This window comes from Flavobacterium sp. GW821-FHT11G01 (assembly GCF_058808175.1).
In genome coordinates this window covers 349312-364310 of the sequence record NZ_JBXARK010000001.1, presented here as the reverse complement: position 1 = coordinate 364310, position 14999 = coordinate 349312, and the positions used below count along the sequence as shown (strand labels likewise).

14 protein-coding genes are annotated in these 14999 nt (G+C 32.5%); 9 read left to right on the top strand and 5 right to left on the bottom strand.

The features are described 5' to 3' along the window. From AC1RRN_RS01560 to AC1RRN_RS01550, 3 genes are all read left to right on the top strand, one after another. The gene (locus AC1RRN_RS01560) at positions 1 to 2154 is read left to right on the top strand and encodes a glycoside hydrolase family 20 protein (RefSeq protein WP_492965596.1); all 2154 of its coding nucleotides are present in this window, start codon (positions 1 to 3) and stop codon (positions 2152 to 2154) included. An 8-nt stretch (positions 2155 to 2162) separates the two neighbouring features. Continuing rightward, positions 2163 to 2531 (top strand): response regulator transcription factor, encoded by a 369-nt coding sequence (locus AC1RRN_RS01555; RefSeq protein WP_492965595.1) that lies wholly within the window; start codon positions 2163 to 2165, stop codon positions 2529 to 2531. A gap of 110 nt (positions 2532 to 2641) precedes the next feature. Next, positions 2642 to 3994 carry a DEAD/DEAH box helicase gene (locus tag AC1RRN_RS01550; protein WP_492965594.1) on the top strand — a complete coding sequence of 451 codons (1353 nt, stop codon included), beginning with the start codon at positions 2642 to 2644 and terminating at the stop codon, positions 3992 to 3994. A 213-nt stretch (positions 3995 to 4207) separates the two neighbouring features. Here the strand turns inward: AC1RRN_RS01550 and AC1RRN_RS01545 are convergent, their stop codons facing one another. After that, complete coding sequence (locus AC1RRN_RS01545) at positions 4208 to 5317, bottom strand: lactonase family protein (protein WP_492965593.1); 1110 nt, start codon at positions 5315 to 5317, stop codon at positions 4208 to 4210. Positions 5318 to 5569: 252 nt separating this feature from the next. On the opposite strand from AC1RRN_RS01545, the gene AC1RRN_RS01540 reads away from it, so the two are divergent. The 4 genes from AC1RRN_RS01540 to AC1RRN_RS01525 all read left to right on the top strand — a co-directional run bounded on the left by AC1RRN_RS01540 (position 5570) and on the right by AC1RRN_RS01525 (position 9881). Next, positions 5570 to 7498, top strand: a complete 1929-nt coding sequence (locus tag AC1RRN_RS01540) for a BatA domain-containing protein (RefSeq protein WP_492965591.1) — start codon at positions 5570 to 5572, stop codon at positions 7496 to 7498. 70 nt (positions 7499 to 7568) lie between these two features. Next, complete coding sequence (locus AC1RRN_RS01535) at positions 7569 to 8819, top strand: dihydroorotase (protein WP_492965590.1); 1251 nt, start codon at positions 7569 to 7571, stop codon at positions 8817 to 8819. 5 nt (positions 8820 to 8824) lie between these two features. After that, complete coding sequence (locus tag AC1RRN_RS01530) at positions 8825 to 9151, top strand: hypothetical protein (protein WP_492965589.1); 327 nt, start codon at positions 8825 to 8827, stop codon at positions 9149 to 9151. An 85-nt stretch (positions 9152 to 9236) separates the two neighbouring features. Next, positions 9237 to 9881, top strand: coding sequence for an alpha/beta hydrolase (locus tag AC1RRN_RS01525; RefSeq protein ID WP_492965588.1), 645 nt, complete (start codon positions 9237 to 9239; stop codon positions 9879 to 9881). 123 nt (positions 9882 to 10004) lie between these two features. On the opposite strand, the gene AC1RRN_RS01520 is transcribed toward AC1RRN_RS01525, so the two are convergent. The 3 genes from AC1RRN_RS01520 to AC1RRN_RS01510 are packed head-to-tail and all read right to left on the bottom strand — an operon-like array spanning position 10005 to position 11790. Next, positions 10005 to 10460: a hypothetical protein gene (locus AC1RRN_RS01520; protein WP_492965587.1), complete on the bottom strand. Its 456-nt coding sequence runs from the start codon at positions 10458 to 10460 to the stop codon at positions 10005 to 10007. Positions 10461 to 10508: 48 nt separating this feature from the next. Beyond that, the gene (locus AC1RRN_RS01515; protein WP_492965586.1) at positions 10509 to 11012 is read right to left on the bottom strand and encodes a hypothetical protein; all 504 of its coding nucleotides are present in this window, start codon (positions 11010 to 11012) and stop codon (positions 10509 to 10511) included. Between the two features lie 13 nt (positions 11013 to 11025). Further along, positions 11026 to 11790: an MBL fold metallo-hydrolase gene (locus AC1RRN_RS01510; protein ID WP_492965585.1), complete on the bottom strand. Its 765-nt coding sequence runs from the start codon at positions 11788 to 11790 to the stop codon at positions 11026 to 11028. A gap of 90 nt (positions 11791 to 11880) precedes the next feature. Between AC1RRN_RS01510 and AC1RRN_RS01505 the strand changes: the two genes are divergently transcribed. Beyond that, on the top strand, positions 11881 to 13341 hold the full coding sequence (locus tag AC1RRN_RS01505; RefSeq protein ID WP_492965584.1) for a TonB-dependent receptor: 1461 nt from the start codon (positions 11881 to 11883) through the stop codon (positions 13339 to 13341). Positions 13342 to 13602: 261 nt separating this feature from the next. Here the strand turns inward: AC1RRN_RS01505 and bcp are convergent, their stop codons facing one another. After that, entirely contained in the window at positions 13603 to 14055 is a 453-nt protein-coding gene (gene bcp, locus AC1RRN_RS01500) for a thioredoxin-dependent thiol peroxidase (protein WP_492965583.1), read from the bottom strand. 282 nt (positions 14056 to 14337) lie between these two features. Between bcp and AC1RRN_RS01495 the strand changes: the two genes are divergently transcribed. Further along, the gene (locus tag AC1RRN_RS01495) at positions 14338 to 14988 is read left to right on the top strand and encodes an endonuclease III domain-containing protein (RefSeq protein ID WP_492965581.1); all 651 of its coding nucleotides are present in this window, start codon (positions 14338 to 14340) and stop codon (positions 14986 to 14988) included. Positions 14989 to 14999: the final 11 nt, after the last annotated feature.

Below are 14999 nucleotides of genomic sequence, written 5' to 3'. Positions count from 1 at the left end.
ATGATAGCACAATCCGAAATAATTATATCCAATAAGAACAGTATTATTTCAAAGTCTGAAGATAGTCAGAGCGCTGCTTTGCTTTTAAAGAAATATCTCGATAAAGCTTTTGCAAAGCCATTTGATAACATTTCTGAAAATAAAAAAAACGAAGAATCATCTGAAATAATTCTGGAAGTTTCTGATCAGGAAAAAATAAAGCCAAATGAATTTATCATTAAAAGTGATTCAAAATCCATTTATTTAGTTGCGCAGAATCCTAAATATCTTCGTTATGCGGTTTATACATTACTTGAAATTTGGGAATTCAGAAAATTCACTTCCACAGAAACTTATATTCCAAAAATAGAACAGCTTACATTTTCAAAAAATACAAAAAAAATCTATCATCCCGCATTCGATTACAGAGCCCTTTTTTATCCTGATTCTTATGACGAAGATTTTAGAGATTGGCACAAACTCGATTGGCAAGCAGATGACTTTGGTATTTGGGGACATTCTTTTAACGTTCTGGTTCCTCCAAAAGAATATTTTAAAAGTAATCCGAAGTTATTTGCTTTATACGAAGGAAAAAGAAATGGAGAATCTTTGTGTATGACTAATGACACTGTAGTGGATTTGGTTGAAAAAAAAATAACCAAAATTATTGCCGATACACCAAATGCTGAATTTTACTCCGTCAGTCAAAATGATGATGTGGTTTATTGTGAATGCACAGAATGTAAAAAATTGAACGAAAAATATGGCGGGCCTCAGGGATCTTTTTATTATTTTTTGAATAAAATTGCCAAACATTTTCCAAAAACAAAAATCACCACTCTAGCATATTTACATACTTTTAAACCGCCGGTAAATTTAAAAATAGAGCCTAATATTTATACTATTTTTTGCCCGATTGAATTGAATCGCGGAAAAGCAATAACAGCTCAAAATTCGGCTTCATTTATAAAAACTTTGGAAAACTGGAGCATTGCATCTCCACATTTATTTTTATGGGATTATACGGTTCAGTTTTCTAATTATATGTCACCATTTCCAAACTTAGAATCCTTTCAAAGCAATTATAAACTCTTTAAGAAGAATAAAGTAAAAGGCATATTCGCTCAGGGTTATGCCGATGTTCCGGGAGATTTTTCAGAATTAAGACAATATCTTCTGGCCAAATTACTTTGGGATACAGATATTGATATTAAAGTATTAACAGCAGATTTTTTGAGGGGTTTTTATGGAAAAGCTGCTCCATTTGTGGGAAACTATTTGGCACTCTTGACCGAAAATCAAAACAAAAGCAATACTTATTTAGATATTTATTCTGGTCCGGTTCAGGCCAGAAATACCTTTTTGACTCCGGAAGCCATGGATCAATATGATCAATTACTCGAAAAAGCATTGGCAGCAGTCGAAGAAGATAAAACCTTAAATTCCAGAATTCAAAAGTTACGATTAGCTTTAGAATATGTATTTTTTGAACAATCTAAATTTTACGGGAAAAACCAACACGGAATGTTTGTCGTAAATAATAAAGGAGAAAAAGAAGTAAAAAAAGGTTTAACGGAAAGAGTTTTAAAATTTACAAAATCCTGCAATGAATTCGGAATTTATGAATTGAGCGAAGGCGGCCTTTCACCTGACAACTATTACAAAGAATGGGTGGAAATTAGTAAAAACACAACAACGCATCTTGGCGAAGATTTAAAAGTAAATTTTATAACACCACCATCAGATGATTTTAAAGGAAAAGGAAGTGTTGGCTTAGTAGATGGAAATAAAGGATATAAAGATTTCAATATTAACTGGATTGGATGGTATGGAACAGAAGCTTCTTTTGAAATTGAAACAAAAAAACTAGACTTTAATACCTTAAAATTAAATTTCCTTGATGACCAAAGGCATTGGATTTTTACGCCAAAAAAAATAGTTATTTATGGTTTCGAAAACCAAAAATGGACACTTTTAGAAGAAAAAATTTGTGATAATTTAACTGAAAATGATCAAATTACAACAAAATCATGGGAAGTTATAAATCAAAAATTTAGTAGTTTTATAAAAATCAAAATACTTATCAAACCCCAAACAGAATTACCGAGCTGGAGGAATCGAAAAAACAAAAAACCTATGTTAATGATTGATGAAATAGAATTGTACAAAAAATAAATGCCAACATGAATAGTAGCGACAAAAAAATTCTGATTATCGATAATGATGAGATGACTATCGAAATTTTAAAATTTATTCTGAAAAAGGAAGGATATAATATAAGTATTGCAAATGATGGTATTAGTGCACTAGAACGGATTCCGACCATTATGCCAGATTTGGTTATTACTACCATAATTATTCCACTAAAATCGGGGATGCAAATTATTAGCGAGATCAAACAAAATTTCAAAAATATTCGCGTGATAGCACTCTCTTCACTTGGTGAAGAGGAAAACACAGTCGAAGAAGCTTTTCAACTAGGTGTTGATGATTTTATTGCAAAACCATTTAATCCAAATGAGCTTTTATTGCGAATAAAACGTTTTTTATAGTATTTCGAAGCCTAATTTTGAGAAAAACGAATACCTTAAACTGTCGTAATTTCTAAGAAACATCAATTTTTCAGCTATTTATAGCTATCTTTGCACAAAATTTAATGCAAATGAGCACTTTCGAAAAATTCAATCTTCCAAAATCAGTACAAAAAGCAATCGATGAATTAGGATTTGTTACGCCTACTCCTATTCAGGAAAAATCCTTTTCTGTGATTATGTCTGGTCGAGATATGATGGGAATTGCGCAAACCGGTACAGGTAAAACTTTTGCCTATTTATTACCCCTTTTAAAATTATACAAATTTACCCCAACGAATACGCCTAAAATTGTAATTCTGGTTCCAACTCGTGAATTGGTAGTTCAGGTTGTAGATGAAATCGAGAAATTAACCAAATATATGTCGGTTAGTACTCTTGGAATCTTTGGTGGAGTAAACATTAATACACAGAAAAAAGCAGTTTACGAAGGTGTTGATATTTTAGTTGGAACGCCAGGTAGAATGATGGATTTAGCTCTTGACGCTGTTGTTCGTTTTGATGAAACTCAAAAATTAGTTATTGATGAGTTTGATGAAATGCTGAACCTTGGTTTCCGTACGCAATTAACAGCGCTTTTGGCGATGATGAAAACCAAACGTCAGAATATTCTATTTTCTGCTACCATGACTGATGAAGTTGATGCTGTATTGAATGACTTTTTTGATTTTCCGGAAGAAGTTACTCTTGCTGCTTCAGGAACTCCATTAGAAAATATTACTCAAGTTACCTATAACGTTCCGAATTTCAATACAAAAGTAAATCTTTTAAAACATTTACTTCAAACTAACGAAAGAATGGAACGTGTTTTGGTTTTCGTAAACAATAAAAAGATTTCTGATATGCTTCATACGCGTATCGAAGAAGATTTTGAAGGACAGTTTGGAGTAATTCACTCTAATAAATCTCAAAATTACCGTTTGAGTACAATGGCTGAATTCCAGGAGGGAAATCTTCGCGGATTAATTACTACTGATATTATGGCAAGAGGTTTGGATATTTCAAACATCTCTCATGTTATAAACTTTGAACTTCCTGAATTTCCTGAATTGTATATGCACAGAATTGGTCGTACAGGTCGTGCCGATGCAACAGGAACAGCAATAAGTTTTATCACACCACGTGAAGAAGAATTTAAAGTGGAAGTAGAAGTTTTAATGAATCAGGAATTAGAAATAGCTGATTTTCCTGAAGAAGTTGAAATTTCAGCAAAATTAATTGAACCTGAAAAAGACAAACAGCCCATCAAGTTTTTAATGAAAAAAGTAAAATTGGATGGTGATGGTGCTTTTCACGATAAAGCGAAAAAGAATAAGAAAGTCAATTTAGGAGGACCTTCTAAAACAAAAAAGAAAACCCACGGATCTGTCAATCGAAATATGTTGAAAACGAGAGACAAGAAGAGAAAAGATAAAGATAAATAGTTCTTTTTTTAAGGTACAAAGATACATAGGTACATAGGCCCAAAGGCTTCTCTATTTTGTTCGTAAAAATAAATGCTCAATATGTAATTTAAGTTAATAACTTAAATTACATATTGAGTATTTATTTTTTTTACTTAGAACCTCAAAACCTTATCAACTTAATACCTAACCTTTGCACCTATGTACCTATGTATCTTTGTGCCTTAAAAAAAGCTATATCCTCGTAAAAACCAATCCTACAGGCGAACACAATTCAATTTTCTTTCCTGTGTCAGTAAGTTTTCCCGTTGTTTTATCTCTTTTGAAGATTACAATATTATTGGTGTATTGATGTCCTACTAAAAGATAATTTCCTGTTGGATCAATTGCAAAATCTCTTGGGCCTTTTCCTAAAGTACTTTGTTGTTCTACCAATTCAATAGCTCCGTTTTTAAGAATTTTGTAAACTGAAATATTGTTCGCATCTACTCTGTCTGTTACATATAAAAACTTTCCGTCAGGTGATATTTTTATTGCCGCTGCTCCCGTACCGCCTTTAAAATCTTTTGCCAAAATACTTGTTTCAGCAATCTTTTTTAAACTCCCGCTTTTATCATAACTAAAAGTCGTTAATGTCGCATCTAATTCCTGAATTAGATATACAAATTTACCATCTTTACTAAAAGTCAAATGTCTTGGTCCGCTTCCTGGTTTTACATCAACACTTCCTTTTAAGGTTAGCATTTCGTTCTTAGAATTCGGATTATATTTATAAATAAAGACTTTATCTAAACCTAAATCATTAGACAAAACGAATTTTTTATCCGGAGAAAAAACTACCATGTGTACATGCGCTTTTTCCTGACGCGCCGGATTTATACCTTTTCCTTCATGTTGTACAATTTGTTGTACTGTAGTAATACTTCCATCAGCATTCTTTTTAAAAACGACAATATTACCGCCAGAATAATTAGCAACAATAACGTTTTTATCATCATTAATTAAATGACAAGGATCAGCTCCTAATGCTTTATTTGTATTTAAAAAAGTAACTTTTCCTGATTTTGCGTTATATCCAAAAGCGCTAACAGCACTTTGATCTCCATTTTCGTTTACGGCATATATGAATTTGTTATCTGCTGAAATTGATAAATAACTCGGACTAATTACACCTTCTGAAGAATTTTTAAATTTAAATTCTCCTGAAGCTGCATCAAATTCATAAACATAAATTCCGTTGCTCTGGCAAGTATTGGTGTATGTCCCTATCAATAAATTAAATTTATTCTGGGCTTGAGTTGTAAAAGCTAACGCTGAAAAAAACAGCATATATAATCCTTTCATAGTTTTTTGTGGTTTTTTGAATATGCTAAAATACTCAATAATATCATTAGAAATTACATTTTTTGTTACAAATGAATTATCAAAAGTTACATTTTTCCAATTCAATTTTAATCGCTTAAACCATATAAGTAACATAAGTCCATTTAATTTTTCAGCATCCTTATAATCTCTTAGATTACTTATATGGTTTAACTAAAAATTTGTATTTTTGACCAGCATCTACAAAACGTAGTGAAGTAAATCGAAGCCAGAATGCATTTTAAACACCCCGAAATTCTATACTTTCTATTTTTATTGATTGTTCCAATTTTGGTGCATTTATTTCAATTACGACGTTTTAAAACTTCTTATTTTACAAACGTCAAATTCTTAAAAGAACTTGCTGTTCAAACGCGTAAAAGTTCTAAAATCAAAAAAAGATTATTACTGGCAGCTCGATTACTATTATTGACTTGTGTCATTATAGCCTTTGCTCAGCCCTTTTTTGAAGCCAAAGACAGTAAAAATGCCACAAACGAAATGTATATCGTTCTGGATAATTCATTCAGTATGCAGGCCAAAGGCAAAAAAGGAGAATTGTTAAAACGTGCCGTTCAGGAGTTGCTTGAAAACACACCTGAAAATACCCAATTTTCATTATTAACCAACACAGAAAATTTCTGGAATACGGATATAAAATCTTCAAAAAGTGCTCTACAGAATTTAAAATATAGCGCCACGCCTTTTGAACTTTCTTCGATAATGGCAAAAATAAAAGCGCATAAATCAGCACATAAAAAAGACATTGTTATCATCACTGATGCTGTTGGATTAGCAGAAAAAGATGTGAAAAATATCGATTCTGAAGAGAAACCTTATTTTATAGTTCCGGAAGCAGAACAAAAAAACAATGTTTCTGTCGATAGTGTTTTTATCAATCAAACTTTAGAGAATTTTTATGAAATCGGAATAAATTTATCGGCTTATGGCGATGATTTTAAACCTATTTCGATGGCATTGTATAATCAGAACAAACTGATTGCAAAAACGATTATCAATTTTGATGCGAAGAAAAAGGAAATAAACTTTACGATCCCAAAAGAAGCTTTTCATGGTTATGTAACTATTGATGATAATGGTTTGACTTACGACAACAAACTTTATTTTAGTATTTCAAAAGCTAAAAGAACGAATGTGATCAGCATTGGAGAGCCGGAAAAAAGTAATTTCTTATCCCGAATTTACACTTCAGCCGAATTCAAATACAACAATTATTCACTCAACAGTTTAGATTATAATAGTCTTGAAGAACAAAATACTATTATTCTAAATGAATTAATTGAAGTTCCACAAGCCTTGCAAACTACTTTAAAAGCATTTGTCTCTAAAGGTGGAAATTTGGTTGTGATTCCTTCTGGAAAAACTTCCATTTCGAATCTCAATTCTTTTCTTGGGAATTTTGGAAAAGTTCAATTTAAAAATCTGGAAAACAAAAGTAAGTTAATTACCAAAATCAATTTTGATCACCCTTTATTCTCTGGCGTTTTTGAAAACAAAATCACTAATTTTCAGTATCCGAAAACAAACAATTCATTCGATATTTCAAGTCCTTATCCGGCTGTTTTATCTTTTGAAGATCAGAGCATATTTGTAACAACAATTCAAAATGCTGTTTATGGAATTACTATTTTTTCTGCGCCGATAAATTCAGAGAATTCTAATTTTCAGCAATCACCTTTAATTGTACCGCTTTTTTATAAAATGGGACAAAACAATCAAAAAACAGGCGTTAATGCTCTCACAATTGGCAATAATCAACCCTATTTTGTAGATGTTTTATTAACAAAAGATGCTATTTTGGAAGTAAAAGGAAATGAAGATTCTTTTATTCCGATTCAGCAAATATTGAATAACAAGGTAAAATTAACTTTCAACGATTTTCCTGAAACTGCTGGAAATTACAGTATTTTTGACAAAAAAGAATATGTTGAAAATCTAAGTTTCAATTATAAAAGAAGCGAAAGCGATTTAAGTCAGGTAAATACAAATGTAGTTTCAGATTTTAAAACCGCAGATACCATTTCAACTATTTTTAACACCTTACAAACTGAGCGAACTGACAGCCAAATTTGGAAATGGTTTGTTATCTTTGCACTATTATTTTTAGCATTAGAAATGGCGATTATAAAATTTGTAAAATAGATTTCACGATTATTTCTAAAGCGTTATACTTTTTACAAAAATCATTTTACGACAAAAAAAATCTCTACATATGAAAATAATCATCAAAAGCGCAAAAATTATAGACTCAAAAAGTCCGTTTCATAACCAGACCGTTGATCTTTTAATTGCAGATGGTTTAATAGAAAAAATAGGCGTTTCACTTCCAAATGATGACGCAACTGAAGTAAGATTCGAAAATTTACATGTTTCTCAAGGTTGGTTTGATAGCAGCGTTTCTCTTGGAGAACCTGGTTATGAAGACAGAGAAACAATTGCAAACGGATTAAATGTTGCTGCAAAAAGCGGATTTACAGCAATTGCACTACAACCCAACTGTTTCCCTATTATCGACAATCAATCGCAGATAAATTTTGTAAAAAGCAAAGCAAATGGTTTTGCAACAGAACTTTTTCCAATTGGAGCTTTAACCAAAGCCAGTGAAGGAAAAGACATGGCCGAATTATTTGACATGAAAAAATCAGGAGCAATTGCTTTTGGAGATTATAATAAAAGTCTTGATAATGCCAATTTGCTAAAAATCGCTTTACAATATGTACAGGATTTTGATGGTTTAGTAATTGCTTATTCTCAAGATGCTAATATCAAAGGAAATGGAGTTGCTAATGAAGGAATTGTGTCGACAAAACTAGGTTTAAAAGGAATTCCAAATCTAGCCGAAGAAATTCAAATTGCAAGAAACTTATTTTTATTAGAATATAGCGGAGGAAAACTTCATATTCCGACAATTTCTACAGCAAAATCGGTTCAATTAATTAGGGAAGCTAAAGCCAAAGGCTTAAACGTAACTACAAGTGTGTCTGTTCATCATTTGGTTTTAACCGATGAAAAACTTGATGGATTTGATACTCGATTTAAAGTAACGCCGCCATTGCGAACTGAAGTTGACAGACAAGCTTTATTAAACGGAATTGCCGACGGAACGATTGATATGATTACATCAGATCATAACCCGATTGATATTGAATTCAAGAAAATGGAATTTGATACTGCTAAAAACGGAACAATTGGATTGGAAAGTGCTTTTGGAGCGTTACTAACCGTTTTACCAGTAGAAACTGTGGTTGCAAAACTAACTTCAGGAAAAGGGGTTTTCGGAATTGAAAGCAACTCAATTACTGAAGGTTCAAAAGCTAATTTTGCCTTCTTTACTCCAGAAGGAAAATCAACTTTTACGAAAGAAAATATCCTTTCAAAATCTAAAAATTCTGCCTTTTTAGGAACTGAAATTAAAGGCTCAGTTTACGGAATTTTAAATCAAAATCAACTTGTTACAAAATAATTAAAATGAATAATTCAGTAGAAGAGGGAAAATCAATCGCCATTACCAGTTATATTTTGATCATTGGTGTTCTAATTGCGATGTCGATGAACTCTGAAAATAAAAATAGTTTTGCATCATTTCATATCCGCCAGGCTTTAGGATTATCGCTGGCTTTTATTTCTTTCGGAGCTATAATCAGCAACTTTGACAGCTTTTTTATCACTTTTCCAATGTGGATTTGTATTTCTGTTTTATGGACTTACGGAATTTTCAGTGCCATTCAAGGACAAACAAAACCAATTCCGTTAGTTGGAAATCTTTTTCAAAAATGGTTTAAATCCATCGGATAAAATAAAATTCCAATTTTTGAAATTCCATTATCAAAGTTAAAAATTCACAATTCACAACTTACAATTCACAATTCACAATTAAAAAATGAATCTATCATTAGAATATAAAATACAAGAACCAAAAGTTATATTAGATAAAAATCCTGTTTTGCTTTTATTGCACGGATATGGCAGCAACGAAGCCGATTTATTCTCATTTGCGACTGAACTTCCTGATAACTACTATATCATTTCTGCACGAGCACCTTACGATTTACAATATGGAGCTTATGCCTGGTATGCCATCAACTTTGATGCTGACCAAAATAAATTTTCGGATAATGAACAAGCTAAAACTTCTCGTGATTTGATCGCAAAATTTATTGATGAATTAGTAGCTAATTATCCTATTGACGCCAACAATGTAACTTTGGTTGGTTTTAGTCAAGGTTCTATTTTAAGTTATTCTGTAGCGCTTTCTTATCCTGAAAAAATACAGAGAGTTGTAGCAATGAGTGGCTATTTTAATGAAGAAATTATTAAAGAAGGATTTGAGAAAAACGACTTTAAAAACCTTAAAATATTTGCTTCACACGGAACTGTAGATCAGGTAATTCCTGTAGATTGGGCTAGAAAAACACCTGCTGTTTTAGAAAACCTAAATATTCCGATTACTTATAAAGAATATCCTGTTGGGCACGGAGTTGCTCCGCAAAATTTCTTTGATTTTAAGAATTGGCTGATTGGCTAGTATTCAGTATTCAGGTTTTTAGTGTTCAGTCTTAATCTATTTGCAATCTAAAAAACTTTGTCAAAGTTATAAGCAGTAAATTAGACTGAACACTAAAAATCTGAACACTAAACACTAAAAAAATTACTCTCCTGTATAAATAATCTTCCCGTCTTTTTTCAAGACATAACCTTTCCAGGGAATTAATTGTAAATCTCCATTAACCCAGGAATCACCTTCAGATTTTCTTTCCAGAATAATGGATTCTTTTTGAGTATCTAAGAAAAGTTCTGCTTTATCTCCGTCGAAAATAACGTACGATGCCGTTGTATAGGTTTTCCCGTCGTCATAATGCGATAATTTTGTGCCATCAAAAATTCGAATGCATTCTTTTTTGAGAGTTGACCAAGTGTATCCTGCAGAAGCTTTACATCCATGAGCATCGGTATCGCCACCAACTACAACAGCTGGTTTTGATTCGGGTTTTGCTGCTTCAACTTTTGTTGTTTCAGTTTTTATTTCTTTCTTTTCTTCTGAAACTTTTTTAGCGCAAGAGAAAGAAAGAGCTAAGACAATCGACAATAAAAATACTTTTTTCATAGATCCTATTTTTTAAAAATTAGCCAAAAAAAATAGGATTAAAAAATCCTATTTTTGGTATAACAAAGTTTGATTTACTTCAAAATTAATACTTTCGTCATCATTAACAAAGTATTTTAACAAGACTTCTCCCCAAATTTCTCCATTACTGTAATCTGCAATGATCCAACGGTGATTTAAAATTTTTACTTTATTGATGATAAATTTGTTTGGACCTATTTGATCTTGTCCTGTATAAGGGTTCCCTTTTGGATTTGCATTAAAATCTAATAATTTTTCGGTTACAACCGGAATTAGTTTTTCGAATAAAATTGCTTTTCCTCCAGAAGCACTGTTATCAAAATAATTTTGAGCATTTTCATTGTGTTCTAAGGAAAAATAATCGGCTTCAGCCAATTTCCCTGATACAAAATTTATACTATCTCTAAGCTTCTTGGTGGTTTTATCGTATCGTTCTTGTCCAAATTTCACTTCCCTGCTATAAAACATATAAGTAAAAATATTCATTAGTATCGCAAGGATAAAAAGGTAAAGCATTAAGGATTTTTTCATTTTGTGTATTATATTAAATTGTAATTTCTAAGTTGTCATAAGCCAGGAAAACATTTTCAGGAAGTTGTTTTTGTACTTCTTCATGAAATCCTAAAACGTGGCTAATGTGTGTTAAATAAGCTTTTTCTGGCTTGACCAAATTTATAAAATCAAGTGCTTCCTGCAAATTAAAATGCGTATCATGAGGTTCTACACGCAATGCATTTACCACCAAAACTTTCAGATTTTTTAATTTTTCAACTTCAGCTTCTTCAATTGTTTTAACATCAGTTAAATAAGCAAAATCATCAATACGATAACCGAAAACCTGTAAATCACCGTGCATTACGTTTACCGGAACTGCCATTTTATCGCCAACAACAAACGGCTTGCTATTTACAACTTCGATCGTTTTAACGCTTGGGGCTCCCGGATATTTATTTACCGTTTCGAAAACATATTCAAAACGACGTTTTAGATTGTCGATTACACGTTTGTGTCCGTAAACCGGAATTTCTCCCTGACGAAAATTAAACGGCCGAATGTCATCTAAACCAGCAGTATGGTCAGCATGTTCGTGCGTAAATAGAATAGCATCGAGTTTTCGGCAACCACACGAAAGCATTTGTTGTCTGAAATCGGGTCCGCAATCGATTACATATGAGTGATCGTCCCACGTTATCCAGATGGAAACGCGGAGTCTTTTGTCCTTAGCATCAGTGCTTTTACAAACGGGATGATCGACCCCAATAATCGGGATACCTTGAGAAGTACCAGTACCTAAAAAATATACCTTCAATTGAACTTATTTTTTTTACAAAAATAGGATTATTTCTCTTTCATTAGAAGCCTAATTTGCTAACTTTGTAACAAATCTATTTAAAATAAAATGGGTACAGAAATAAAACTCAAAGGTGACAAGGTCATCGAACAGATTCCTTCTATAAAAGACAAAGCGTTACGCATTAATTTAAACGAGAATATTTACGGAACATTTGCTGAAATTGGCGCTGGACAAGAAACTGTTAGGCATTTTTTCAGGTCCGGAGGTTCATCGGGAACTATTGCAAAAGCAATGTCTGCCTATGACAAAGATTTTAGTGACGCCGTTTACGGAATTGAAGGCGACGGAAGATACGTTACTGAAAACCGACTCAAAAAAATGTTGACCTTTGAAGGAGAACTTATTGAAGAGCGTTTAAGTAGAGAAAAACACCCTAATAAACTTTTCTTTAGTTACGCCAATACGGTTGCTACTATTGATTTTGCCAAACAATTTAAAGGTCACGGCTGGGTTGGAATACGATACCAAATTGAACCAGACGAAGCTTATAATGAAATTATTCTTCACATTCGTTTTAAAGAGACTGATGCCCGACTACAACAAGAAACATTAGGTATATTAGGTGTAAACTTAATTTACGGTGCTTTTTACAAATACAACGATCCAAAACGATTACTTCGTTATTTATACGATCACTTAGATAAAGACCAGCTTGAAATCGATACTATTAACTTCTCCGGACCCCGTTTTGCTGATGTTGATAATCGTTTAATGAGTTTGCAATTGGTTAAAAACGGAATGACAGATGCCGTAATGTTCAATCCTGATGGAAAGAACGTTTTACCAGCCGCTGTTTTATACAAAAAGAATCTTCTTGCTTTTAGAGGAAGTTTTCGTCCGGTTACAAATGTGAATCTTGATATGTACGAGAAATCATTAAAAATGTTTCTCGATGAAAATAAAGTTGAAAAAGACAATACTTTAGTTGTATTTGAAATTACACTTTCTAATTTACGTTCAGATGGTGAAATTGACGAGCGTGATTTTATGGACAGAGCCGAATTACTTTGTTCACTTGGTCAAACCGTAATGATTTCGAATTTCCAGGAATATTATAAAGTTGTTGAATATTTCTCTAATTATACCAAAGCCCGAATGGGATTGGCAATGGGAGTAAACAATTTAGTTGATATTTTTGATGAGAAATACTACCGTCATTTAAGTGGTGGGATTTTGGAAGCTTTCGGAAAATTATTCTACCGCGATATGAAAGTATTCTTATATCCAATGTTGGGTGAAGATGGTGAGATTATTACTTCTGATAACCTAAAAGTACATCCAAGAATGAAAGAATTATATAAATTCTTTAAATTCAACGGAAAAGTGGTCGATATCGTAGATTATAACCCAGATATATTAAATGTATTCTCAAGAGAAGTTTTGAAAATGATCAGTCAGGGAAAAACGGGATGGGAACCAATGCTTCCTTCCGGAGTCGCCGAAATTATAAAAGAACACCACCTTTTTGGATATCATCCGGAAAAGGAATTGGAGCAAAATACATAATAAAAAGTCCCTTATTTGGGACTTTTTTTTGTTTTAAGTTTTACGTTTGAACTGAATAAAAATTTAACCACAAAGCACGCTAAGTTTTTTTTTATAATCAGGGTTTTGAAAAAAACACAAAGTTCACAAAGCTTTGTGTTGATAAAGCTTTGTGAACTTTGTGTTTTTTTTTTAAACAGCCGTATTGATGAAAGTCTTAGCGTTCTTTGTGGTTAAATTACGTACCAAGATTCAGCATAAAACTTGAAGCTGAAGCAAAAACTATTTCAAAATCTGTGAAGCGTGTTCTTTTGTTTTTACTTTTTCGATTACTTCTTCGATAATTCCTTTTTCATTGATTACGAAGGTTGCTCTGTGGATTCCGTCATATTCTTTTCCCATGAATTTTTTTGGTCCCCAAACACCAAATGCATTGATAACTGATTTGTCTTCATCGGCTAATAAAGGAAATGGCAATTCGTATTTTTCCTTGAATTTGGTTTGCGCTTTCTGACTGTCGGCACTTACACCCAAAAGTTCATAATTATTTGCTTGGAAGCGATGAAAATTATCTCGTAAATCACAGGCTTCAGCGGTACAGCCCGGTGTGCTTGCTTTTGGATAAAAGAAAACGACTAATTTTTTTCCGGCATAATCTGCCAGTTTATGTGTTTTTCCGTCCTGATCTGTTCCTGAAAAATTGGGTGCTTTATCGCCTGCTTTTAATGTTGTCATATTTTTTATTTTAGATTTTAGATTGTTGATTTTAGAATAAAGAAGAAAGAGCAAAGATAACTCATAACTCAAAACTTATAATTCATAACTTTTTTCATGCCCCAGATTGTAGTGAAAACCCCGGAGTTGTGGCAGTTTACATTTTTTGTATTTAAAAAGCGACCGGAGGAAGCTCTTTTAAATACTTAAAAATGTTACTGACTCAATGAGGAGTTGAAACGGAAAGCTGGATTAGGCACATCATAAAAATTATGCTATTTTTACGAGATTAAAAATACGGAAATGAATAAAGAAGCCCGCGTACAATTTGTTATAAATACGTTAAAAGAACTCTACCCTACTATACCTGTCCCACTTGATCACAAAGATCCTTATACTTTATTAATCGCCGTTTTACTTTCGGCGCAATGTACAGATGTACGTGTGAATCAGATTACACCATTACTTTTTGCGAAGGCTGATAATCCGTATGACATGGTAAAAATGTCTGTAGAGGAAATTAAGGAAATTATTCGTCCTTGTGGTTTATCACCAATGAAATCGAAAGGAATTCATGGTTTATCACAGATTTTAATTGACAAGCATGATGGAAAGGTTCCGCAAAGTTTTGAGGCGCTTGAAGAATTGCCAGCGGTTGGACATAAAACAGCAAGTGTTGTGATGTCACAGGCTTTTGGGGTTCCTGCATTTCCAGTTGACACTCATATTCATAGACTGATGTATCGATGGAATCTTTCGAATGGAAAAAATGTAGTTCAGACCGAAAAAGATGCTAAAAGATTGTTTCCAAGAGAAATATGGAATGATTTGCATTTGCAGATTATTTGGTACGGAAGAGAATATTCGCCTGCGAGGGGCTGGAGTTTGGAGAAAGATATTATTACCAGAACTATTGGTAAAAAATCAATAATAGAAGAAGCTGCTAAGAAATAATTTAGCAGCTT